Here is a 25,061-nt window from a genome sequence, read left to right as displayed (position 1 = left end):
TTGCCATGCTGACCTCATCTTTACTACCGGCTTATGCCGAGCTCCAGACCTTTACACACTACAGTTTCCTGCGCGGAGCCTCATCGCCGGAAGACATGATCCAGCGTGCAGCGAAACTGGACTACCAGGCCATTGCCATCACGGATGAATGCAGTGTCTCCGGTGTCGTCAAAGCACACGTGGAAGCCAAAAAGCTAGGCTTGCACCTGATCATCGGTAGCCAGATGCTGGTGACGCCAGAGAACCATACCCCAGCCTTCAATCTCATTATCCTGGCGATGAACAAGAATGGCTACGGGAACCTGTGCGAATTGATCACGGTCGGTCGTACCCGTGCAGAAAAAGGTACTTACCTGATCAGGCCAGAGGACATCGCCCATCCCAAAGGCGACCTGGTACATTTAAAGGGCATGCCAGACTGCCAATTGATCCTGGCCCCTACCTATGGGGTAGATGCCAGCACACTGGCATTGCAGGCAGCCTGGCTGGTACATACCTGCCCAGGCCGTGCCCGCATCGCGTTGAGCCTGCACAACCGGTCCAAGGACGACAGGCACAAGGATGTGGTCTATGCTGTTTCTGAACAATACGGCTTACCCGTAGTGGCGACAGGTGACGTGTGCATGCATGTACGCTCTTATAAACCTGTGCAAGACACCATGACCGCGATCCGCCATGGACTGCCAATCTCTCAATGCGGATACCGACTGGCATCCAATGCTGAACAACACCTGCGCTCGCGGCTGCGCATCGGCAACCTGTATAACCGGGAGGCACTGGATGAAACCTTGCGGGTTGCCAGACTGTGTACCTTCTCCCTGGATGAACTGAAGTATGAGTATCCCGAGGAATTTGTTCCGGCAGGCGAAACCGTCACAAGCTATTTGCGCCGCGAAAGCTATATAGGTGCCAACTGGCGTTTCCCGGCTGGCATTCCCGAAACTGTGCAATTCCAGCTCGAATATGAACTGAAGCTGATTGAGGACCTCAAGTACGAACCTTATTTCTTGACGGTGTATGACATCGTGCGCTTCGCCCGCAGTCAGAACATTCTCTGCCAGGGGCGTGGCAGCGCCGCCAATTCGACTGTCTGCTATTGCCTAGGCATCACCGAGGTGGACCCGGCACGTGGAACCATGCTGTTTGAGCGCTTCATCTCAAAAGAGCGCAACGAACCGCCGGACATAGACGTGGACTTCGAACATCAGCGGCGTGAAGAAGTGATTCAGTACATCTACAACAAGTATGGACGGCTGAGAGCGGCACTGACTGCCGTGATCATCTCTTACCGCCCAAAGAGTGTACTGCGTGATGTTGGCAAAGCTTTGGGCATCGATCTGTCTGTTGTAGAAAAAGTCACCAAAGCGCGCCATGGCTGGAGCAGCGCTAACCTGGCACAACGCATGACAGACTGTGGCTTCGATCCTGAGTCAGACATAGCCCAGAAGTGGTCCGATATCGCTGACAAGATGATGAAGTTCCCGCGCCACATGTCCCAGCATCCGGGAGGTTTTGTCATCTCCCATGAAAAACTCTCCCGTCTGGTTCCCATAGAAAACGCTGCCATGGAAAACCGTAGCGTCGTTCAGTGGGACAAAGACGACCTGGACGCTATTGGTCTCCTTAAGATTGATATCCTCGCCCTGGGCATGCTGAGTTGCATCCGGCGGGCACTTGACCTGGTGTCAGAACAGCGCGGTGAACGGTTTGAGTTATCGGACATCCCGGCTGAAGACCCAGCCACATACGACATGATCTGTGCAGCGGATACGGTAGGTGTGTTCCAGATAGAGAGCCGGGCCCAGATGTCCATGCTACCAAGACTACTGCCACGGACTTACTATGATCTGGTCATCGAAGTTGCCATCATCCGGCCAGGCCCGATCCAGGGCGGCATGATCCAACCTTATCTGCGCCGCAGACAAGGCATGGAAGAAGTGACTTATCCTAGCAAGGATATGGAAAAAGTCCTGTCCCGGACATTAGGTGTGCCCATCTTCCAGGAACAAGTCATGCAAATTGCCATGGTTGCGGCTGGCTTTAGTGCCGGTGAAGCCGATGCGTTGCGAAGGGCCATGGCAGCCTGGAAGAAAAAAGGCAATCTGGAGCAGTTTGAACAAAAGCTCACTGAAGGTATGGAAGAGCGCGGATATGCGCCTGAATTTGCAGTAGGCATCATAGGACAGATACGCGGCTTCGCTGAATATGGATTCCCAGAGAGTCATGCGGCCAGTTTTGCTTTACTGGCCTACGCAAGCAGTTGGCTGAAATGCCATGAGCCTGCTGCATTCCTTTGCGCTCTGTTAAACAGCTTACCAATGGGATTCTACTCAGCGTCAGCTTTGGTTCAAGATGGCAAGCGTCATGGTCTCATCGTCAGGCCGGTAGATGTACGCATAAGTAATTGGGATGCCAGTCTGGAGCCTATACCGAATAAGCAGCCAGCGGTCAGGCTCGGCCTTAACAATGTCAGTGGTCTCAAACAGGATGCTGCCTGGCGCATAGAAGAAGCCAGGGCAATTCAGCAATTCTCTAGTGTCAGTGACCTGTCCAGCAGAGCCAGACTGAACAGAAATGACATCCAGGCATTGGCCAAGGCCAACGCTCTTGAATCTCTGGCAGGCAATAGACGCCAAGCCATGTGGCAATCGGCGGTCAGCATCCCGGATAAGGGGCTGCTGCGAGATGCCAGTGTTCATGAAGACCACATCGAACTGGTTGCCCCAAGCGAAGGAGAAACAATCGTTGCGGATTACCGCAGTCTTGGCTTGACGCTGGGAAGACATCCCTTGGCTTTGCTGCGGGAGAAGCTAAAAAAAATGCGTTTCCTGAGTTCCAATGTCCTGCATGTCAGTGCCGATGGCATGCTGGCACGCGGATGCGGGATTGTGATTGTGCGACAACGGCCTCAGACAGCGAACGGCGTGGTGTTTTTGACGATTGAGGATGAGACTGGGAATGTCAACGTGATCTGCTGGCAGAGTGTCGTTGAGCAGTTTCGCAGGGAGATTTATGGTGCTTCACTCATTGGGGTGTATGGGCGTTGGCAGAGTCAACATAATGTGAAACATCTGATTGCGATGCGGCTGGTGGATTTGTCGCATCTGTTGGGGAGCTGGAAACTAGGAGTCGGGATTTTTGTTAGCTGTTACTGCTACATTTCATTTGTTTCCGTCGCTGGATTCCACAACCATTCAACAACCCATAATGCCTCATTGCGTTGGATAATCATGATCTTATTGTTGAGAGTGGCCATTCTCATGATTCAGCTAAACGCTCGCTTGCATATCAAGTAGAAAATATGGTTGAGGCAACTTATCACAGGACTGATCTGCTGGAACAGCGTCGTCCTTTGATGCAAGCTTGGGCAGACGCTCGGTATGCTGTGTCTGGCGGGATGCATGTCGCGGAGCAGATCAATGGGACTGCCTAAAACAGCATAATTCGACCGTTGCTTATGTCGTTGGAGTGTTCCCGCAGTAATTCTCTAGACACTCAATCATCTCCTTTTGATGAGCGAACGCCTGCTTATCGCCCCAATGCTTGTTCTCATAGATTAGATCCATCTTGAGCGAATCGATCCGCGTCTTGTTCTTGTTGAGGAACCGTTGACGTTTCTCGTTGTAAGGCAAATTTCCATATTCTGAATTCAGACTCCGAGAAACAAGTGCTAGATTGCCTATGCAGTCAAGCGCTTGATCAACTTGATTACTATCCCTTTCGGTCGGTGTCTGTGGAGAGATATGTTCGACCGAGCTTTTTGCTGTCAGACGGAATTTCTTCCATCCCTCTGTTTCACGCGTTCGTTGAAACCAAAGCACAAACTCTAATTTGTAAAACCAGTAGTGGGCAAACTTCACCCCTTTCGCACTTATCAACTCAGTTTTATGGACCAAGTTACGCCGCTGCCAAGGCTTTTCCATAAATGAGCGAGTTCTAATCACCAGGGACTCATTAGCGGCAGAACCTAGCAGGTGATTGTCGAGATGACGAAGGTAGTCAAAATAGCGCTTTGCCTTTGTGACTTGTGTTTCTGTCTTCTCGCCTGGATTGCGGTACATATACAACAATAATGGGGTCACCCAATACTGCGTCGTGATTTCCTGGGAGTGATAAAGCATACTCTGCAAAAGCGAAAATCCCCGATGGGAATCGGTCTCGCGCGACCTGCTTACGTATCGCTTCCCACTGCTTGTACTAACGCTGATGTTGCTAATCAGATGCACTTCCTCTTCGCCTTGATCGATCCACTTAATAAAGTGAATATCGAAGATAACGCGCAGCCTCCAGAGCAATTCAATGAACGAGCGTACATCCTCTGCCCGTTTTAGCGAATCTTGGAAAAAATGTTCGTCAAACAGAGTCAAAAGCTCTCGGTCAAGCAAACGAGGTAAGTCACCCTGTTTATTTTCTAAAAGCCAAATTCGCAACGTATGCTGTAAAAAGAGTGGAAACCCAAAAATACTTCGCACCCATGTCGGATCACCATCCTCCATTTCGCTATCAGCATCGGATGTCGCAGGCTGTCCCAAATCTTTCAGAATACTTTCCAAGTTCAACGCATGAAGATTACTCTGGCTGTGCATTTTTTTACTCAGCGCCAGACGAATGAATTCTAAATTACTAAATTCACCGCGCTCATAGAATCCTGTGACCTCACTTGCCGATAGCCCCGAAAGTCCAACAAGGTTACGCTCGATAAAACTATCCATGTCTGCACAAGCCTCCCAGAGCACAGCGTACGGGCCACGTTCGGACTCAGTCAACGCGTCTAGCATCCTTGCCTTGAGAATCTCATGATGCTGAAGCTGCACCCCGCGATTGTTGATAACCTCGAATAGTTTGTTTAAGTCGGTCTCGCGAGGAACCGTGGTGATTACAAACTGCACCTTGCCAAAAACAAAATCCGTCAATCCAGTTAAATGCGCCTCTTTGCTTCTCACATCTTTCGGCAGGGGGCGCCTCTCAAAAACAGACTTCATTAGATCAAGCGCAGTTCGCATCCGTTTGGTAGCTTCGTCTACAGCTATTGGCTGTCCGCGCGATCCAAAAGTCAATGTTTCTAAAAAGTGATTGACTTCGGGCCGAATGGCGAACTTTAGTCGCGTCTGCGTGCGTGTGTCTTCCGTTACCGTTAGGAACGGTTTCAAAGCTTCTTGCCATGCTTGGCAAAGCATCCACAGTGTCGTGAATCGCTGCTGTCCGTCGATGAGATCAAAGTGTCGCCCTGAAACACCGAATTGCTCAACCAGCAGGGTGCCACCGAGAAAAAATAAATCCTCACCTCGTTCATAGGCATTCACTAGGTCATTCAGTAGCGTAAGTACCTGATCTTCACCCCAAACATACAAGCGCTGATAAATTGGAATGTTGAAGTGCCAGTGGGGGCTTTCCTCGACGATTTCTGTCAAACTGTAAAGCTCGGAAGCGATCTTCATGCTGCACCCTCTTTAAGCTTTTCAACGATCCATTTATTCTTGCCGCCAAGTGATGTACGTTTTGTTTGTTCAAAGTAGGCTAGCACCGCTTTTTTGTACCTTCCCTGCACACCTTTCCCTACCTCAATGGATTCACTCGCATAGATCTCACTGTGTGCGTGGTGCATTTTTAAGTGGCCGATAATCTGCTCTGGTCGGAAGCCGGTTGAAATGACATCGAGCAAATTCAGATTGCCCGGGTTGTTGGGGTCCTGCCTGACAAAATTTTGTGCCGCCTCATATCGAACTTGCTGCTTATCTAACCGAATTGCGCCCAACGCGTGCTCGAGCCAAAGCGAGAACTCCCACATCCGCTCATCCCCAAACTGATCGAAGTACATCAGCGAAGCCAACAAAAAAACCTCTCGCAGGAAAATCGAGTTTGCCATTAACAACTTCTCGTAAACCAAACGATAGCGCAACACTTCGGATGATTCAGTAGGTTCGTGCACTAAGCGGCGCAGGAGAGCGGAATACTTATCTGCGTAGAGAAAAAAGCCAATACCCTTGTGAATCGGCTGTCGGATTGCAAAGGGTAAATCCTCGGCGTTGGGGCTCAGCGAAATGCGATTGGTGTGAATTTCACTGTGCCCATCGCGCGTGAGCGAAAGTGCTTTGCCAAGCCTATTATTCCGCGAACGGTAGAGCGGAATGGTGGCATTGTCACCATCTGGCGCCCAAGTCTGTTTCTGGAACTCCTCCATAAGTGCATCGTGACCGCCGTTATTAACACGACCGCCGGTCCAGTAGCGGGCACGCCAGAGGAATTTTGTAAAAAGACTAGGTGCAAATTCTTGGTCATGCGACATCACCGGCGCACCCTGCTGGATACCTTCCCATCGTCGTGCACACAGCGTTTGAAGTGCTTCCTTCCGTTCTGTTGTTTCGCCATCGATCGCCCTCAAGTGGTAGGCTTTGAGCAAGTCCGTGGCATGAAGCGGAACCCCCGGTTGTTTTGCGTGTCAAAAAAAGTAAAAGCCAGATCCACTCGATTCACGCTAATCACCGTGAAGACGATTTGCCGGAAGATGTCAGGGTTGGGGAGGTTTAAGTGCTCCCGAAAAATACCAGCAGCGCAACGAATGCGACGGGCCGACTGCGGCGAGTATGTCAGTGCACATTTCTCAGGCAAGCAGCCCTGCAACTGCTGATACAGCACGCACAAAGCCGTCAGCCGCTGCTGGCCATCTATGATGAAACGTTTTTTCTTTTGAGCATGAAAATGTACAAGTATCGTGCCCATATAGTACGGTGGCTTCGGATCAGGCGCTTTCTGGTAGTCAGCCAAGTCATCGGCAAGTTGCCGAATCTTTTCATCATTCCAGACAAATCCCCGCTGATATGTATCCACCGCATACGGATGCTTCGATTTCCCGAATAAATCCGAAAAACTCCTGACTTTCACACGTACAGGGGACTGCTTAGAGTTGTCGTTCATACAAGCAGAATCCTGTCGAACAGAAGCAACTCCCGCGTAAGCTTGGTCTGCCTAATGATGAGGGAGGCCATGACAGACGCTGATTGTTTAATTTGTTTTGTCATCAGACCTCCCCTCGAATCATTTACCGTTACTACCGGCGGACCTCGACACCGTCCACGTCGGTGACAACGCTTCAGCCTGCTGCAGTACCGTTTGCACGGCCGCGTCTTGCAGATCAGGTGGGTAGCCATACTTGCGCAAAATACGTTTCACCAAAACTCGCATGCGTGCGCGGGCAGAATCACGATGCGCCCAATCCACCGATACGTTCTCGCGCAAACTGACCAACAACTCGTGTGCGATGAGTTTTAGTTTGTCGTCACCCATCATTTGAATGGCGCTCTCGTTCTCGGCCAGCGCGTCGTAGAAGGCGATTTCATCCTCGGATAAGCCTTGCTCTTCGCCACGCTGGCGCGCGGCCCGAATGTCTTTGGCAAGCCGGATCAGTTCCTGCAGCACCTCGGCAGTCGTGATTGCATTGGCGTGGTAACGGGCCACCGCGTCTTCCAGCCGCTCCGAGAAGGCCTTGGTCTGCACGACGTTGGACTTACTCCGTGAGCGAATGCCGTCGTTGATCAATTTGCGCAATGCCTCAAGCGCGAGGTTCTTGCGCTCCATCTGCTGAACTTCAGCCAGGAATTCATCGGACAGGATGGAGATGTCCGGGCTCTTGATGCCTGCAGCAGCCAGGATGTCAACAATCTCGGTCGAGACCACCGCACGGCTGACGATTTGCTGGATCGCCAACTCGCGCTCTTGCTGGGTTACACCAGAACCTGTGCTAGTCTTGACTAGCGCCGCTCGGATCGCCTGGAAGAAACCGACTTCCTCCCGGATCTCGCGAGCCTCGTCAGATGCCGATGCAAGTGAGAACGCCTTGGCCAGAGACAACACCGCGTCCTGATAGCGGCGATGTGCGTTCTTCTTACCTTCCGCTGTCTTTTCCTTTGCTGCCAATTTCTGCTGTAGATCGAGAATCCACTCGATAGCTCCCGCCATCATCGCCAGTCGCTCTTGTGGCGTTCCGCTCATCGCGGATGCGTAGTCGAAGCCGTGGTACATATCTCGCACCACCTCGTACTTCTCTATCATCACAGCGACGGCCTGCGCTTCATCGACGCCAGTGTTCTCCTGGTCGTTCTTGGAATACTGTTGCAGGGCAGACTTGAGGTTCTGCGCGATGCCGATGTAGTCCACGATCAACCCTGCAGGCTTGTCGCGAAACACACGGTTCACGCGTGCAATCGCCTGCATCAATCCGTGGCCTTGCATCGGCTTGTCCACGTACATCGTGTGCATGCACGGTGCGTCAAAGCCGGTCAACCACATATCCCGAACGATCACCAGCTTTAGTGGGTCTTTGGGGGCACGGGCGCGCTTGGCCAGCAAATCACGCCGCGCCTTGTTCCCGATATGCTGTTGCCACTCCTGCGGATCACTCGCCGCGCCCGTCATCACGATTTTGACAGCGCCCGCGTTGTCATCGGCACTATGCCAGTCCGGGCGTAATTTCACGATTTCGTCGTACAGCTTCACGCAGATGCGACGGCTCAAACAAACCACCATCGCCTTCCCATCCAGGGCCGCCACGCGATCCTCAAAGTGAGTGACCATGTCCTTGGCAACCAAGCCCAGCCGCTTGTCACTGCCGACCAAGGCTTCAACAGTTGACCACTTCTTCTTAAAGCGCTCCTGCTCGACCTCCGGATCGTCCTCCGTAAGTTCGTTCACCTCGGCGTCGATCTTGGGTTTCTCGTCGTCGTCCAGCTCAATGCGCGCAAGCCGTGATTCGTAGTAAATCGGCACGGTCGCACCATCTTCGACGGCGCGGCTAATGTCGTACACGTCGATGTAGTTGCCGAACACCGCTGGGGTGTTAACGTCATCGGCTTCGATGGGCGTGCCTGTGAAGCCAATAAACGATGCGTTGGGTAGGGCATCGCGCATGTACTTGGCGAAGCCGTAGGAAATTTCTCCGGTCTTCGCGTCCACCTTGGCTCTGAAGCCATATTGACTGCGATGGGCTTCATCCGCAATCACGATCACGTTGCGTCGATCAGTCAGCGCCTGGCTGGTCTCGCCAAATTTCTGCAACGTGGTGAAAATAACCCCACCGGATGCACGTGCCAAGTGCTTCTGCAAGTCCTCGCGGCTGTCTGCCTGCACCGGTGTCTGGCGAATCAAATCGCGGCACATTGAAAAAGTCGCAAACAGTTGATCGTCGAGGTCGTTCCGGTCAGTCAGCACCACCAGGGTTGGGTTGGCCATCTTTGGGTGCTTGACCAATTGCCCAGCGTAGAACGCCATCAGTAGGCTTTTTCCGGAACCTTGTGTGTGCCAAATCACGCCGACCCGCTGGTTGCCTCCGGGGGCGGACGCAGTCACTGTGCTGTTGACCGCGTGTCGCACCGCGTGAAACTGGTGATAGCCAGCAATAATCTTCGCCAAGCCTGAGCCAGTTTCCCCAAACACCGTGAAGTAGCACAGCAGGTCGAGCAGGCGCCGTTGTTCAAAAACGCCCTCGACTAGCGTCGAAAGTTCTGGAGAACCCTTAGGGGCAACGTCCGTGCCGTCGGTCGTGCGCCAGGGCATAAAGCGTTCCAAATCGGCGGACAGCGAGCCGACCCGAGCGGTAATTCCATCTGAAGTCACCAGCAGCGCGTTGGTATGGAAAAGCGCCGATATCTGCTTCTTGTAGGTCTGCATTTGGTTGAATGCGCCGACCAAGGTCGCATTGCCGCTCCCTGGCGCTTTCAACTCGATCACGCCAAGAGGTAGCCCATTCACGAAGATGACCACGTCAGTACGACGGTTATACTGTCCGGCAATGACCACGAACTGGCTTACGGCCAACCAGTCATTCTGTTTTGGCCTCTCAAAATCGATAAGCGATACCTTGCCTGCAGTCAGAGTGCCGTCGGTGGCGTAATATTCGACGTCCACGCCTTCAGTCAATAACTTGTGGATGCGGCGATTCTCTTCAAGCAATGACGGCAGCTCCGACTGCATCACCTTGCGGATGGCATCCTGGCGCGCCTCCGCTGGCAAGCCTGGATTGAGCAACGCAACGGCGTTCTCGAATCGCTTCTTCAGCACTACCTCATCGTGACTCTCGCGTTCCGGGCGATGTCCATCGGGGCCGATATCCTCCTCGCGTTCGATGCTGTATCCCAGCCCCACCAATTGCTCCAGAAGTGCCAGCTCAAGGGCTGCCTCCGACAAAAATGCCATCACTTTTCTCCTGCCCCATTAAGTTTGCACATTGCTAGTCCGCTCCTAAATCAAATAGCGCACGCAGCTCATTCAATTCTGCGGAGAAATTTGCACGATTCTCTTCTTGACGCACAGCTTCGCCGACCACTTCGTACTCAAAGCGCCTATCCAGAGCATCCCCGCGAGTTTTTCTAAAAATACAGAGGCGTGTCGTGTGTCCGACACCATCCTCACGAAAGTGAATCATCGGGCGAAGTCCGAAAATTAGCCCGCCCGCGATGACAAGCATCTGACCTTGCTGAAAATATTTAGCTGAAGCGACCATTTGCTCGTGGCTAATTTTTATATTTTGGATTGTTCTGGTAGAGCTGTGACCCCTGAAAACTTCGCATCGAAGTGTGGTTCCATCAACCTGACTTAAATATCGAACAATCTGAATGTCTTCTAGGGCATCTAAACCAGCCAGAACTTCCAAAACATCAACATAACATTCACTTATCCAATTTCGCGCCTGTGCCTCGGATTGTGCCGAGCTGTGAGAGAACGCGTTACGTGATTGATTGAGGTCTCTCATCGCATTGAGAATCGCTGTCGGAGATATTTGAGCGACGCTTGAAGTAATGCCACTTGCACCTAACTGATTTACTATCCCCTCAATATTTTCAAGTCTCTTTGCAACACTATCAGTGAGCAGATCTTTAAACTTCAGCGGAACTACTAGAGGAATTTGCCAATGCTTGGATTCGGCCACCGCCAGCGCGTGTAGGATATCGATTACGGACTCCCAAGTATCCCTAAGGAAGTGGAGACGTTGTAAATCGTTCTCATACCCGTTTTCAAATCGATAAAAATAGTATGCAATCGGGGATGGAAAGAGATTACATACAGATCCTTTTATCTCCTCTTCTCGCTGTTGTACAAAGTCAGAAAAAGTAGCCTCATAGGTATCCGGGCTCATGGTAAACAGGACAAAACTTGGCCTTGGTTGATAACCAAGGATATCAAGCGGTCCTGACTGTTCTGAATATTGCTCATCTAGCCAATCGTTGTATGGCGGGCATGCATCGTATATATTTGGATCAAGCTGAAGTTTCATTGAATCAAACTCCAGCAATTCTCTCGGGATCCGGCACACGCAGCTCGCCAGAGATGAGTTTGGGCAAAAGGGTATCGCGCAGTTGGGCGAGGGAACGAGATTCGTTGACGTTGCCGAAAATTGCATCGAGCAGACTAGCCGCACTTTGCTCGAATTGTTGAAGCACGTTTTCTGGCGGAAGCACAGTTCGCACTGCTTCGAATGTTTGCCGCGTAATCGTCGAGAACACGGAGCCATGTGCCATTGCTTTAAGCTGTTCAACCATGCGCTGCGCAAATAAAAATACGAAGTAACTTCCCGAACCGTTCTTACCCAGGAGCGCATAGCACGATTGGTTGAATGCCATTTCACACCCTGCGATAGCTAAATTACCAACAGTTCCTCGCGCGGATATGATCGTCGTGCCTTTGGTAATCAGCCGCGCCGAACTACCATTCAACCCGGCCTGGGTAATCGACTTTTCTGTTTGAACAACGAAGACATCGCTCGCCGCAGGCGTATCCACGACTGAAAACCACGGAATTTCGCCATCCCAGTATTCGCTGACCGAAGTTTTCGGTGTTCCACCTCCGATAATTTCAACAGCATCATAAAAACTGCCAATCTCCCAACCTACAGGAATATCCCCCAGCTCCGATTCAGAAAGCCCGCTGGGAAAAAGGTCGTAGAGGTGCGCTGGCAGGCCGGGTAAAGATTGGCCACGCAGCCAGCGCCCCTCCAGCTTAGCGCGCACTGGCTCAAAGTCCACGAACCATGCTTTGAACAAGGTTCTTGCCATCGCCTCCAGCGTCTCGTTCGCGCGCCGGTTTAGTTCGATTTTGTCGTCGAGCGAGCCGAGGATGTGCGCGATGGCGCATTGTTCTTCAATGGGTGGAATTCGCGTTACAAAGCTCTCAATTCGACCAGGCGACGTGTGCTTTACCGTTGTACCCGTTGCGGAACCTACAATCCAAGAACGATATTCGTGCGTACGTAATAGGTATTGAATGAAACGTGGCGACGTTGGTACGACAGATTTGAACTCGAGCAAGCCAACGCGTTGATTGTGCAGCCAGATGTTTGAGTCATCCGGAATGCTCGCGGCATATCCTAGGGTATCAGACTCCTTGCTAAGGTCTGTCATCGTCACGGCAACTTGCCCAGGCTTTAAAACGTAATCCTCAGGCACCGGGCCAATGTAGTACTTGCGCTTTCCGTCTTGAAATCCTCCGCCAATAGCGAAATTGCCGGGTGTAACAAGAACTGTGTCTTGCGGTTCTTCGGTGAAAAATTCGCCTTTGAAGGCGAATCCGTGTTTGACCTTGAAGAGGTCACCGAGCGAAACATCACGCCAGTCATTCGCCATAGCCCAGCTCCTTCAAATTGGCCTCAACCGTAGCATCAAGCTTGGCCGCTGTTGCCCGTAGCTCGCGCCATTGAGAGGACAGCCGCGCCATCTTTTCCTCGAAGGGTTCGCCATCGTCTTCCACATCCGCCGCACCAACGTGACGACCTGGCGTCAGAACATGGCCATGCTTACGGATATCATCCATCGAAGCTGACTTGCAGAAGCCCGCTACATCGGCGTACTCGCCCGCGCCTTCTTCGCCCCGCCAAGCGTGATAGGTGTCGGCGATCTTCTTAACTTCCTCATCGGTGAGTTCTCGCCGGGTGCGATCCACCAGCACGCCCAGCTTGCGGGCGTCGATGAACAGCACTTGACCGCGCCGATCGCGCAGGCCCTTGCTGGGGTACTTGTTGCGAGCCAGGAACCACAGGCAGGCAGGAATCTGCGTGGAGTAAAAGAGCTGCCCAGGTAGCGCCAACATGCAATCCACTGCGTCAGCCTCGAGCATCGCCTTGCGGATGTCGCCTTCGCCGGACTGGTTGGAACTCATCGAGCCGTTGGCCAGCACTACGCCTGCCGTACCATTTGGGGCGAGGTGGTGGTAGATGTGCTGAAGCCACGCATAGTTGGCGTTGCCCACAGGCGGCGCGCCGAACTTCCAACGGACGTCTTCTCGCAGACGGTCGCCACCCCAGTCGGAAATATTGAACGGTGGATTGGCGAGGATATAGTCGGCCTTGAGGTCGCGCAACTCGTCCTTGTGAAAGCTGCCATCATTGTTCCAGCGGATGTCGGAGTCAATGCCGCGCACAGCGAGGTTCATCTTGGCCAGACGCCACGTAACATAGTTCGATTCCTGTCCATAGATGGCGATGTCACCAATACGCCCGCCATGCTCCTGCACAAACTTCTCGGACTGGACAAACATCCCGCCCGAGCCGCAGCACGGGTCATAGATGCGGCCTTGGTAGGGCTCCAGCATTTCCACCATTACACGAACCACTGAACGCGGCGTGTAGAACTCGCCGCCGCGCTTGCCTTCGGCACCGGCGAACTGGCCAAGGAAGTATTCGTAGACACGGCCGAGGATGTCACGCGATGCATGGCCCTCTTTATTGAGCGCAATACCAGAGATCAGGTCGATCAGCTCGCCGAGCATCACCTTGTTGAGCGCAGGCCGCGCGTAGTCCTTGGGAAGCACGCCCTTGAGGGACTCGTTATCTTTTTCGATGGCGCGCATTGCGTCATCAATCAACGTCCCGATCGTCGGGAGCTTGGCGTTGGCTTGTAAGTGAGACCAGCGGGCATCCTTGGGAACCCAAAACACGTTGTCGGCAAGGTACTCATCCTTGTCCTCGGCCGCGTGAGGATCTTCAGCCAGCAACGCCTTGTGCCGCGCTTCGAAGGCGTCCGAGATGTACTTCAGGAAGATGAGTCCAAGCGCGACGTGCTTGTAGTCGGACGGCTCCATATTGCCGCGCAGCTTGTCGGCTGCTTTGAACATATCAGCCTCGAAGCCGAGATTACCGCCATTCTTGTTTGTGTCGTTAGTTGCCATCGTGTCTTGTCCTATTTGTGTGCTGTCTTCGCGGCGGGGGCTTGATATCCTGGCGCGAGCTTGGCGTTCTCTACCCCGTACAAGGCCAGCGGATCGCTGAGCCACAGACGGTACTGTTCTTCTCTAAGACTGTGATCCGGCGACGCGTCTACGCTCCACCGAAGCAGCATATTGTCCGCGAACGCAGCGCGCACACGCATGCGTATCGAGCTATCAGCCATTCCGTAGTCCATCCTGATGATCTCTGGGCGAGCAAGGCGCGGGGGCGGCACCAAGTCCAACTCCACAATCCGCGTCCACTGAATGTCGTTCTCAGGGCGCTCGTTGGCTTTGGGTTCCTCATCAACCAAAGTCGGCGCTTCGATGCGGGTGACGACGAAGTCGCGGAACTCGCTGCTCTTGCGATCAAAAGCTCGAACATGCCAGCGTAGGCCTGTATCAACCAGCGCGAATGGCACGATCACGCGGTCAGAATCACCTCTGCTAAGCGAGTGATATCGAACTGCTATTGGACGCTTGGCATGAATGGCCCGGCAAATCGAAGCAAGGACCTCTATACGCGGACTGCTTAAAACAGCCGGGGATTCGCACGGTAGCATTGGCCACGCGTCGCCATTCACACCATCACCAAATCCAAGCGAAAGCGCTGACAACACACGCTGCGGAATATGGTTAAACAAAGAACCGAACTCTTTGCCTATTCGATAGATCTTGCTGCTACCGTCAAACTCGATGTTCTGCGGAGCAATCTCTCGATAAAGTGCGAGATCCCGAGTTGCGCCCGCAGGGGCCACCCCAAAGCGACTTGCCAGATCAGGTCTACCGATCTCACCCATAAAGTACAGACGGAAGTCGATATACGCCAAGCGTTCACGCTGGGCGTGACTCATACTTTCGACGCGTTGGGGTGCATAACCGCACTCGTCATCTATAAGAAACGACGGTCAAACAAAAAAGATACAGAATTTTCGCTCATGGCTAGGTGGTCGGCATCATCAAATTGATTACATTATGCGCAATTACTTATGTCTGAGCAAGTACTCAAACCTGACAAATCATCGAAGCCGTGACTTCAAAGCCGAAATGTTGCCATTCTGGTTCTGAGTGCGGTCGCGGATTCGGTCCAATTCCTGCTCTAATATTCGGGGTCAACCGTTCTCGGATGATTTTTCCATTTCTGAATAGCTCCACACCCTGCGGGGGATAGCGCCCAGCTGCCAAGCTGTACACCACGAAGACACCTTTTACCACAGCAGATCTGTTTAATGGCAAAGTCTTGCCCTTCTTGGAAGAGCAAGGTACGGAAGCCAAGTCTTATCACGACCGCTGGCAAGCCTTGCAAGTGGGAGTTAGAAAACTTTCAAATGAAGAAATTGGATCACGAACCCCTAAAGTCTGCGACCGCGATGGCGCAGTTCTTGCGAGTCTCAGGCTTGCTGCACACTTGGCAACATCTGTACTAATCGGATTAAATACGAGCATTTTGCCTAAATTCCGAAATGGCAAAAGGTGTTCGCAATTTGCGTCGGAAGAATGCCAGTAACGTAAGAAAGTTCTAAACGGCAGCAAGGGCAATATCAGCTTCACCTTCAGTCGCCACCGATGCCAACTCTTGAGTGAGACGGGCCAATTGGCGTGCCGTATAACACACGTGATGATTCATATCTGCGACGACCCACGTTCCGAGCGAACCAGGTTTGATGAGGCGCTTGGCGCAATCATCGATATACGCGTCGCCGAAGCTACGCGACCGGTCAACGTACCGACGATCTGAAGTTACACGAGCAGCTATGTCATGGTATTGGTCATAATCCTTGACTGGGCGATGAAGACCATGCCCCCGGAAATATATGATCTTGTCGCCTGCTGTGTAACGAATCTTGGCATTCACTTTTAGACTTGCATTCTGATCGCTGAAATCAGGATGAATTACGCCGTAATCCCCAAATGTCGGTTTAACCGTATCCGGCATATCTCTCCATAGAGTTGACCAAAGATGCAGCTCCTGGCGAATCACCTCGCCGACATTATCCTTTTCAATGTCACTTACCGTTTTCAGCGCAGACGACCCGGCGACAATGATTGATCTATATCCGGCAACATTGGGATTATGAAATAGGAAGGAGACTACACTCTCGGCAAGATTCGTATTGTCGTCGTCATCGATGTGTCGCAAATCTAATAGCAAATCGATTTTGTCTTGAGGCAATCGCATCTGGGCTGTACGCTCAATGATTAGCGCCCATACGTCATCAAAAAGGTATTCCGCGAGATCGTCGCGGGATAGGCGAAAGCAAAATCCCTTGTCAAAATCACGGGCAATTGTGCCAAGCGCATCCCACAAATTGTCGTTACGCTCAAAACCAAATGCAGGGGTAACAGGGCGACCGAACGCTTTGAGCAACGCAAATCCGTGGAGAATAGCATTTGTACCGTCCGGAATAACTGCATCCGGCATCAAACCAAAGAAATCGACAAAAATATCTCCCATTGGCAAGTGCTTTCGAATGTACCCGCACAGTTTGTGTACATGCTCTTCCACAAAAGGCTTTTTGGGATTGATCGGCATCGCCTCAACGAATGGCTTCATCAATTGACGCACGTCATTGTTGACCTTTCCTACGGCCACTAAATCATTCCTTTTGCCCTTAACCAACGGCACATAAACTGAGCGACTATCCATCGATATCTCCTGCCTACGTCATAAAGACTTCATTGAAGTGCTGTTGTACCAATCCTTGCTCTAAAAATTCACGGAAATTCTCATAGTGCCCGCTCTCAAATTGAATTCGTCCAGCCACAATTGCAGGGTGAATATGCAGGCTATCCGCAAGTTCCTGAATGCTTTGATGTGTGGGCGCAAGCCTCGCCGAGGAACGTTCCCAGACTGCGCGGCGAATAAAAGAATCGCGGGCTATACGGTTTGCTTCATTCTCTTTTTGCTCGTTCTTCTCAGTGCTTGCAATTCTCTCTACTCGATCAATAAATGCTTCATCGGTCGTATTAAGGTGTTTCCATACATGCACGACCTCATGCATAAGGGTGAACCAAAAATAGTCAGTCCGGTCAATCCGTAGTGTGAGGCCAATCACCGGCTTCCCCCACTCCGACAGCATTGCCGCACCATCTATTACCGCGTTTGGCAACCGAGGTTCGACGATCACTACAATGCCGCACTTCGAAAGAAATTCGACTGCCAAGCGCGGTCCATTACTAAACCAACTTAGTCGCGCGAGGTCGCGCAGCGTATCAGCAGAAATTTTAGCGGGATCAAATCGAGGCAAATCGTTCTCAACTTCTTTAGCGCGCATCAATACCCGAGCTGTCCATGCCAGTGTTGAATAATACGCCTTTTCATCAAGTTTATCACCCCGAAACCTGCGTCTGAACATGATTGGCGCTTGACGGCTAGGGACGATCTGGGCGAGGAAGGAGCGAAGCATTTCTTCCGCATTCTTTCCGCTGATTTTCGCCGCGCTGAACCATCCACGCCTTTCCATCTCCCGGTACGGAAAACGCTTCCAATCAATCTCTTCGACGTTGCTCTCGCCGTTATGCGATGCGGTGTTTGGTTCTCTCCCGATCAGCGCATCTGCAGGAATTCCAAGGCCGCTTGACAATGCGCGAATCATTTGCACGGTAAGAGGTCGTTTGCCACCCAATACTTCAGATACCCGACTTCTGCTACCCAAGAGTGGCACAAGGTCTTTCTGCCGAAGTCCTTGCTCAGCCATCCTAAATTCAATGATCTCGATTGGGTCAAGTGCCTCGAATTGATACGCACGTTTTTCGTAATCTTCAATTAATAGTGCAAGCAAAGCGAGGCGATCACCATCCAGCGATCCTGTCTCTGGGTCAAGGGCAACAAGACTCTCTACTTCTTGCAATGCAGTTTGGTGTTCAGTTTCGCTTTTGAGAATTCTATATTCCATATCAACGCATCCGCTTCGTGTACTGGTCATGCGTGCCCACCCACTTTATGGAGACCACGCCCGCGTTGTAAGCCACTTGGATTTCCATACGGTACTCGTTGCCGCGCACATTAAAAATGACAATGTTTGTCGCCAAAAAGCTGGCGGACGGATATCTTTCTTTGATATCGTGGCTAGTCGTCCACTGACTGGCCTGAGCATCGGCAATCCAGTTCGATATCCACTTTCGACAGTCTGCATGCTTGTCACAAAAGGCAGAAAGCACACCAAGTCCAACAACCCTCATGAAAACCGCGCTCCCAAAAATGGTTCGAATTTCGAATCCCATTACGGGAACAAATACAGTGTTACCGATTTGGGATCAAACGTCAAGGATTGCGTTGTATATTCGGCGAAATTGCCACACCGGCAAGGTGCCCGAATCGTCCCTAGCGGCGCACTAAGATGGTCAAGAATTTGGTCTGGTTCACAGTTACCCTGACTGGCAGCACAACATTTACTAAATGCAAAATCTGTGTTCGTTTGCTAGCTGAATTGTCCCTATCAGTTTGATCCACCTTCAACTACCTGGCGAAGGCCGCCACCCGGTCATACGACCCTTCAATTCTCAGTTCTTTCAGATCAAGATGAAGCTGTTTTAAGCTGCGTCGTTGCTTCCGATTTTTACCTACTTCGGTTTTAAGCCAGCTTGAGAGCTGCAATGCGTATTTGTCAATCGCACTAGTCGTTTGTCGCTCCGCATAGGCAGGCTCTGTGACTTCAGAGCGCAGATAACGCCGGACAGTGTTGCGAGAGATGCCCAGTCGTCTGGCGATCTTCTGTAATGGAATCTGGTCACGAATGTGCCAGCGTCGAATAATACCTAGTAATGCCACGTCAATCACTCCTACTCCCCACTCATCAAGATAAGTAGGATTGTGTGCTAAACGTGGGTCAATTTTTGATGCAATTTATCCAGCAAAAAAGTGGGGCAATTTTCAGTGCAAATCAACAATCTTCCGATAAAGAACGTGGAAATTAGTGGACTGAACCACGCGAACCGTAACGGGGAAATACTACTGCGCCGTTAAGCGCGCCAGCGGTTGGTTGCCAACATGGAATGCATCCCAGTTGAACACCTCCAAATATTGATTGAGCACGGAGAAAGCAAGAACGTAGCGAGCGTTGACTAAGCGCCCGAACCCTGCAAAGACGTCTGCGTCGATGCGCTGAAAGCCAGTACGGTAGTAATCGATACCCGAGCCACGATTGATGCTCTCACCTTTGGGGTCGGTCCAAGTCGCTCCATCGATGGGAATTAGCAGACCTAGGCAATGCTCGCGCTGAGCGCGAGTGACCAGGCTCTTGTTGGTCTCTTTCAGAAGTTGGCCGAATGCTTTGTTAATTGTGTTCGGCGAGTCCTTCGAATGGTGGGATTTTGCCTCTAACAATAAAGCGCCCGGCATCTCTGCCGGCCAGCGCGATGTAACTAGCACTAACTCAACGTCCGCTCGCTCGTCATTATCACCATCAAAATGGCATTCGTCCTGCTGAATGTAGCCGTTAGCAGACAAGAAGCGTTGTACCTCACTGATAAATTCCTTTTCGCTCGTTTTCGGGCCCTGATCGATTGTCGACATTGCGGTCTCCCTATTTGGTGGTTCGGGATACGAATACTACGGCAAACACCACACAAACAGTCAAGCGAAATCTTCACATCACCTAGGTCCGCTTTGGGCAAACTACGACATTCACGTTCTGACACGTCCCGTCATATCGAATCACAACTTGTACAAATAATTCTAATATGCGACGCTTAGCTTTTAACTGATATGTTTCATATTGAACTGAAGAACGTCTGCTTCATGACAAGAATCTGTCAAAGTGGACGCTATCAGATTGGACGCCAAGTATCAGATTGGATATGGTTTTTTTACAACTAAAATAGCTCCGGAAAAAGGACCTCCAAAACAGGAAAAAACTTATCGTCTGAGATATAGTCCGGATCGTTTTTCTTAATAGCTGCCTTATAAATTTCCACACGTACAGCCCAACGGCCAGATTTGTCTTCATCCATCAATTGCTGACCGCGGTCGTAGACTTTCAGTGCTTCACGGAAAATCCACAAATAGGATTTGTATCCACCTGCAATTAGGTGTGCAACCTCAATAAAGCGAGTATATTTCCATCCAACTACGCGTCCGTACTTGGCAGAATAAATAGCATTGATCAAAATAGCGTGCAACTGATTGTGATATACAGGAAGCTGAACACCCTGGGCACGGAATTCCTTACGAAAACTCCCCCACAATCTTGGCATTACTTCGGTATTGTCGAGAGAAGCCATCCATGCCTGCTCAAAGCGCTCACGCAGGCTATCAGCGACTGTAGTTTTTTCTTTGGCTATTCTCTCGCACGCACCGGCATAATCGAAAAAGAAAGCGCGCTGAGTCTGCCTGCTAAGTGTAAGTTCATTGAACAAAACCATCTTCCTTCTAAGCAATGAGCTTCCGCCATTCGGTAACGGCTCAGACCAGACGCATGAAAGGCGAAATAAGCCGGCACTAATGGAAAATGCAGCACTTTCTTCATTCACGATGAATACGTTCTGATTGTTATTGTAAAACACGTCATCTTGAAGCAAACGGCGATTCTCATCATCAAATTCTGCAAAAATCCATATAAGTAATGCCCCTTCTCTCTGGTAAAAGAGCCTCCGCTCTACAATGACATCCAGGTAAGTCGTCGAAAGTTGAATTTCAAATACAATCTTTACCCCTCGATATGTCGCACAAATATCAGGCTGGCGCCACTCGCCGGAGAGGCTTCCCTTCCACCTCTCTTCTACCTTGATGTCAGAAAATTCTTTGTCTGCCGCCAGAGATTGCGCTACTAAGGACTTCATTCTACGATGCAGTGCGCTTTCCTTTGCACCATTGTATTTGCGCGCATTGATTTCTTCTCTCGATAACTCACCACGAGAAATTTGCGGACACCGGCCATCTTCCTTCACATGCCTAAAGAAAAAATGGCGACTCACTTTGTGCATGAGCAAGCTCACGGCGATTCCACAGACTGAGCAAGCATAGAGAGGTATCCCAATCTTTAGCCCTTCTTTTATCTTCATACGAAGCTGGATGAGTTTCTCATAGTCAGTGCCGATGACTTGATGAGCTGACACATGCAGCCCTGACGACAAATCCAATACTTCCGGTATAGCCGGGTCTTCTACTGCGAGTATATTCATGGGGATTAAACAGAGTTTGAAAACTGCTGCCAAATTTCGTTATCAGGAGTGACCAACGCCTTCCAATATGCTTCATTTTTCAGAGCCTTCGTCTTCCAGTAATCTTGCGCATAGCCGAGGGATGATTCGGCCTCCCCGAAAGAATCATTAAAATGACTCTGCGCCTCTCCTAAATTTGCGCCGCGAATTGCTAGCAGGACTTCCTGCATAGATTTCAACCAATCTTCTGGTTCGACATTAAACATGCTTAGCATCTTTCCACGAATGGCTATCGCTTGTTCAGTTAACTTGATTGCCTCACTATTGTCTGCACCAGATCTCTGTAATTCAACAAGGTGCTGCGTCAACAGACTTAAACATGCATGAATGGCTTTATCCGCAGGGGAAATAAGATCAATAAAAACCGACCGATGCCAGGGCTTGCTGACTTCTTCCAGTTCTTCCGCAGACATTCCAATATCTGACAAATGATTGAAGATTCTCTTGGCTTTCTCCAGGCTCTGCACTCTTGGCTCCGTTTCTCGCCGTCCAAGTAAAGACAGTTGCTGAAACAAGAAATTTGCATGAATTCGGGATGACTCAAGGAATTCTGCCTTTAATTGATCATGGAGATCATTTTTGACCTCTCTCAATTTTGCTTCAAATCCTAAAGCCTTGAATGAATCGAATCGCTCTGGAATAGCCAATACTGATATCGCCATGCCTAACACGGCCAGGGCTGTGCCATTTGCTGTGAATCCACATAACAGATAGCCGATTCCGGCAACTAAAGCTATCCCACTGAGAATGAGCAGGAAGTATTTCCAGTAATTGGAAACCCGATTGCTCATTTCATTTGAGCTCTTATTCTGTTTTGTATCGTTGTTAGCCATATCGCTTTTAATAACCTCGAATCAGTTCAACAGAAATCCGTCAATTACTGCCCTCACTGCGATGTCAAGAAGCTATCGCGAGTGTGTACTAAATTATAACGCCGCCCCAATAATTTAGTAGCAGATTTCAAGTATCTCCAAGCTGTCTTCTAAAAATTCTCAGTCACATATCACCAAATTGGAATCAGAAGTTGTTTCTCCCTGATACCCAGTCCCCTCCCTCATCAGAATATTCAATAAAGGAAATCCTCATGGATCACAACATTTTCTTCACTATCTTCAATGCCGTACTCACCCTGGCTACTGTTATCCTCTACCGCCCGCTCCTTAAAGCATCGAGCGCCGAGGCATTGCACGAAGCAATTAAATCCCGACCAGCGTTGGCAAGAGCTGTCGCCCGCAAGAGCAATCGCAGTTATATCCGCGTATGCCTGTATTTTTGTATTTCTCTAGTCGCGTATATGTTCATTGCCGTCCGCGAAAATGTTGACATGTACTTTGCTGCATTTACACTGCTTGTCCTATTCCTGATATCCCTGTCCAGAGTATGGATGCTAAGAATGATGTTGGGCAAACCCTGAGTTTGTTTCACACTTCCAGAAATTCGCTCATATTTCCTACCTGAGCATAGTTTTCCCTCCTGATCGTACCCTTCCCTCTCAAGTCTTTAAATGGCACTTCCTGTAAGTTATTAACACGTCCGATATCAAGACTCTCAACTTGAATCTGACGATATTTGTCTGATTAAGTCCAGATTCAAAATAATTTCAGCCACATATCACTCCCCTGGCATCCGGCAATCATTGTTGCCTGATGCTTCTATGCCCTTATCTCAGAAACCCATACGACATAAAGGAAATCCTTATGACAGCCAATCTCTTCTTTACCCTGTTTAATTTCATCCTCATTCTTATATCGATTATTTTGTTCACCCCACTCTTCATGGCGAGGAAACTAGCAGAACTCGAGCTCTCTCTAAGAGCCAGGCCACTGCTTGGTAGGACTACTGCAATGCCAGGCTCGCGCAGCTACTTACAGCCATCCGCTTTTTTTCTAATTTCATTCATTGCTTATCTCTTCTTTGCCTTTGGTGGAGAAGCAGAAGTTGACATGGAGGCTGCAATGTTTTCTTCGTTCATCCTGTTCCTGATTTCCATGGCAAGAGTCTGGAAACTGCGTCATCTGCTGGGCAAGCCAGTCTGCCGTTCTACCCTTTCCTCTTCATTGGGTACTGATGCTCATCGGCAGAACTTGTATTCCGGTACCGATGAATCCGCACCTGCCGCTGATAGCGAGGCGTTCCTGATGGAAGAGGATTTTGATCCCATGCCAGTAGAACAGGGGCTCAGTTGTCCCTGGTGCGGCTCGCACCAAGTCCAGATACGCAACTATGCTAAAAAAGCTGGTGGTGCCATTGGTACGGTAGCTGGTGTGACTGCAGGTGCTGTCAGCTTCTTCGGCGGAGCCGAGGTCGGTGCAGTTACTGGTGCTGCGGCAGGTCCGGTTGGAATAGTCATCGGCAGTATTGCCGGTGCCATTATCGGAGGCCTGGTTGGTGGTGCTACCGGTTGCTCTGTGGGCGTCAGACTGGGTGCGGTCCTTGATGACCGCATCCTGGACAATTATGAGTGTCAGGAATGCGGTCATACCTATTCTCAGGAGGTCTATTGATCTCTTGCTAGCGTTATTCATTTCTGTTTCACACTTCGTTTCACCCTTTCTGTATTACCTCTCCCCCACCCGCATCGTCATTACAAGCTGCGTTGATTTTTGTATTTCTGTCTCAGCGACATGACTACTTGCATCTTTAAACAAGGAAAAATATTTATGGCACACCTCATCGAAACCATGGCTTACGTTAACGAAGTGCCCTGGCACGGCCTGGGTAACAAACTCACTGCCAAACAACCCATCGAAGTCTGGGCCAAACAAGCCGGAATGGCTTTCGACATCAAAGAATCGCCAGTACGATACATGAGCGAAAGTGCTGGCAATCTCGGCGCTATCATGACTTTCCCTGAACAAAAGGTACTGTACCGCTCTGATACCAAGGCAGCATTGTCAGTCGTATCCAACCGTTACCAGGTCGTGCAGCCCCGCGAAATCCTGGAGTTTTACCGTGACCTGACGGAAGTATCCGGGTTTGAGCTGGAAACAGCTGGCGTCCTAAAAGAAGGCCGCAAGGTCTGGGCGCTGGCTAAGACCAATCAGTCAGCCACCATCAAGGGTAACGATGTTGTGAAAGCCTATCTGCTGCTGGCGACTGCCTGCGATGGCAGTCTGGCGACCACTGCACAGTTCACCAGTATCCGCGTCGTGTGTAATAACACCCTGGCGGTAGCTCTGAATAATTCCAGCGGGTCTGTCAAAGTGCCGCACAACACCAACTTTGATGCGCAAGCCGTCAAACGTCAGTTAGGTATTTCTGTCGCTTCCTGGGATGCCTTCATGTACCGCATGAAGACTCTCTCTGAACGCAAGGTGAAATCGCATGAAGCCATGAATTACTTCCTGCGTGTCTTCACTGATCCCAGCAACACCGCTTCTGGTCTCACAAATGAACGTGCCATGAAGAAAGTACAGGAGTTGTATGACGGCCAGGGTAAAGGTGCGGAACTGAGTTCTTCCAAGGGAACAGCATTTGGCTTGCTGAATTCTGTTACTGAATACGTAGATCACCAGAAACGGGCACGTACCACTGACCACCGGCTGGAATCAGCCTGGTTTGGTCAGGGTGCGTCTCTGAAGCAAAAAGCTCTGGATCAGGCGCTGTTGATGGTGGCATAGGCATATTCATTGCTACCAGCCATCGAAACAATAGCGTCAATAACAAATATAAGTGTCTATGGACGTTTCGGGCACCATAAACTGGAAACGTCA

17 protein-coding genes and 2 pseudogenes are annotated in these 25,061 nt (G+C 50.6%); 4 read left to right on the top strand and 15 right to left on the bottom strand.

The genetic code is table 11. From position 1 onward, the window contains the following. Positions 1–5 precede the first annotated feature (5 nt). A pseudogene (locus UNDYM_RS11570) lies at positions 6–3,145 on the top strand (error-prone DNA polymerase). A 310-nt stretch (positions 3,146–3,455) separates the two neighbouring features. Here UNDYM_RS11570 and UNDYM_RS11565 read toward each other — a convergent pair. The 15 genes and pseudogenes from UNDYM_RS11565 to UNDYM_RS11495 form a co-directional block, all read right to left on the bottom strand. Beyond that, positions 3,456–5,438 carry a DUF262 domain-containing protein gene (locus tag UNDYM_RS11565; RefSeq protein WP_162041160.1) on the bottom strand — a complete coding sequence of 661 codons (1,983 nt, stop codon included), beginning with the start codon at positions 5,436–5,438 and terminating at the stop codon, positions 3,456–3,458. After that, the gene (locus UNDYM_RS11560) at positions 5,435–6,400 is read right to left on the bottom strand and encodes a hypothetical protein (RefSeq protein ID WP_162041159.1); all 966 of its coding nucleotides are present in this window, start codon (positions 6,398–6,400) and stop codon (positions 5,435–5,437) included. The genes UNDYM_RS11565 and UNDYM_RS11560 overlap by 4 nt, the downstream gene beginning before the upstream one ends. Next, positions 6,379–6,915 carry a DUF262 domain-containing protein gene (locus tag UNDYM_RS11555; RefSeq protein WP_162041158.1) on the bottom strand — a complete coding sequence of 179 codons (537 nt, stop codon included), beginning with the start codon at positions 6,913–6,915 and terminating at the stop codon, positions 6,379–6,381. Before UNDYM_RS11555 ends, UNDYM_RS11560 begins: the two co-directional genes overlap by 22 nt. A 120-nt stretch (positions 6,916–7,035) precedes the next feature. Next, positions 7,036–10,188 (bottom strand): type I restriction endonuclease subunit R, encoded by a 3,153-nt coding sequence (locus UNDYM_RS11550; protein ID WP_162041157.1) that lies wholly within the window; start codon positions 10,186–10,188, stop codon positions 7,036–7,038. A gap of 34 nt (positions 10,189–10,222) precedes the next feature. Then, on the bottom strand, positions 10,223–11,266 hold the full coding sequence (locus UNDYM_RS11545; RefSeq protein ID WP_162041156.1) for a hypothetical protein: 1,044 nt from the start codon (positions 11,264–11,266) through the stop codon (positions 10,223–10,225). Between the two features lie 4 nt (positions 11,267–11,270). Next, on the bottom strand, positions 11,271–12,611 hold the full coding sequence (locus UNDYM_RS11540; protein ID WP_162041155.1) for a restriction endonuclease subunit S: 1,341 nt from the start codon (positions 12,609–12,611) through the stop codon (positions 11,271–11,273). Further along, positions 12,601–14,151 carry a class I SAM-dependent DNA methyltransferase gene (locus UNDYM_RS11535; protein WP_162041154.1) on the bottom strand — a complete coding sequence of 517 codons (1,551 nt, stop codon included), beginning with the start codon at positions 14,149–14,151 and terminating at the stop codon, positions 12,601–12,603. Before UNDYM_RS11535 ends, UNDYM_RS11540 begins: the two co-directional genes overlap by 11 nt. A gap of 11 nt (positions 14,152–14,162) precedes the next feature. Beyond that, complete coding sequence (locus tag UNDYM_RS11530; protein ID WP_162041153.1) at positions 14,163–15,041, bottom strand: WYL domain-containing protein; 879 nt, start codon at positions 15,039–15,041, stop codon at positions 14,163–14,165. A 665-nt stretch (positions 15,042–15,706) separates the two neighbouring features. Beyond that, complete coding sequence (locus UNDYM_RS11525) at positions 15,707–16,834, bottom strand: beta family protein (RefSeq protein WP_162041152.1); 1,128 nt, start codon at positions 16,832–16,834, stop codon at positions 15,707–15,709. Positions 16,835–16,847: 13 nt separating this feature from the next. Beyond that, on the bottom strand, positions 16,848–18,083 hold the full coding sequence (locus UNDYM_RS11520) for an ImmA/IrrE family metallo-endopeptidase (protein ID WP_162041151.1): 1,236 nt from the start codon (positions 18,081–18,083) through the stop codon (positions 16,848–16,850). Between the two features lies 1 nt (position 18,084). After that, positions 18,085–18,411, bottom strand: a complete 327-nt coding sequence (locus tag UNDYM_RS11515) for a type II toxin-antitoxin system HigB family toxin (protein WP_232063984.1) — start codon at positions 18,409–18,411, stop codon at positions 18,085–18,087. 238 nt (positions 18,412–18,649) lie between these two features. Beyond that, positions 18,650–18,967: pseudogene (locus UNDYM_RS11510) on the bottom strand (helix-turn-helix domain-containing protein); the annotation flags it as partial. Positions 18,968–19,138: 171 nt separating this feature from the next. Continuing rightward, positions 19,139–19,702, bottom strand: coding sequence for a DUF3237 domain-containing protein (locus tag UNDYM_RS11505; protein ID WP_162041150.1), 564 nt, complete (start codon positions 19,700–19,702; stop codon positions 19,139–19,141). Positions 19,703–20,001: 299 nt separating this feature from the next. Then, positions 20,002–21,309 carry a DUF6035 family protein gene (locus UNDYM_RS11500; protein ID WP_162041149.1) on the bottom strand — a complete coding sequence of 436 codons (1,308 nt, stop codon included), beginning with the start codon at positions 21,307–21,309 and terminating at the stop codon, positions 20,002–20,004. Positions 21,310–21,314: 5 nt separating this feature from the next. Further along, positions 21,315–22,181: a hypothetical protein gene (locus UNDYM_RS11495; protein ID WP_162041148.1), complete on the bottom strand. Its 867-nt coding sequence runs from the start codon at positions 22,179–22,181 to the stop codon at positions 21,315–21,317. Between the two features lie 251 nt (positions 22,182–22,432). On the opposite strand from UNDYM_RS11495, the gene UNDYM_RS11490 reads away from it, so the two are divergent. From UNDYM_RS11490 to UNDYM_RS11480, 3 genes are all read left to right on the top strand, one after another. Continuing rightward, a complete protein-coding gene (locus tag UNDYM_RS11490) occupies positions 22,433–22,762 on the top strand; it encodes a hypothetical protein (protein ID WP_162041147.1) in 330 nt (109 codons plus the stop codon). A gap of 283 nt (positions 22,763–23,045) precedes the next feature. Beyond that, a complete protein-coding gene (locus tag UNDYM_RS30655) occupies positions 23,046–23,852 on the top strand; it encodes a hypothetical protein (RefSeq protein WP_232063976.1) in 807 nt (268 codons plus the stop codon). A 156-nt stretch (positions 23,853–24,008) separates the two neighbouring features. Further along, positions 24,009–24,968, top strand: coding sequence for a DUF932 domain-containing protein (locus UNDYM_RS11480; RefSeq protein WP_162041146.1), 960 nt, complete (start codon positions 24,009–24,011; stop codon positions 24,966–24,968). Positions 24,969–25,061 lie beyond the last annotated feature (93 nt).

The sequence above is a fragment of the Undibacterium sp. YM2 genome, from assembly GCF_009937975.1.
GTDB lineage: Bacteria > Pseudomonadota > Gammaproteobacteria > Burkholderiales > Burkholderiaceae_D > Undibacterium.
Note: the sequence above shows the minus strand (reverse complement) of the source record. Positions and strands in the feature narration are given on the sequence as shown.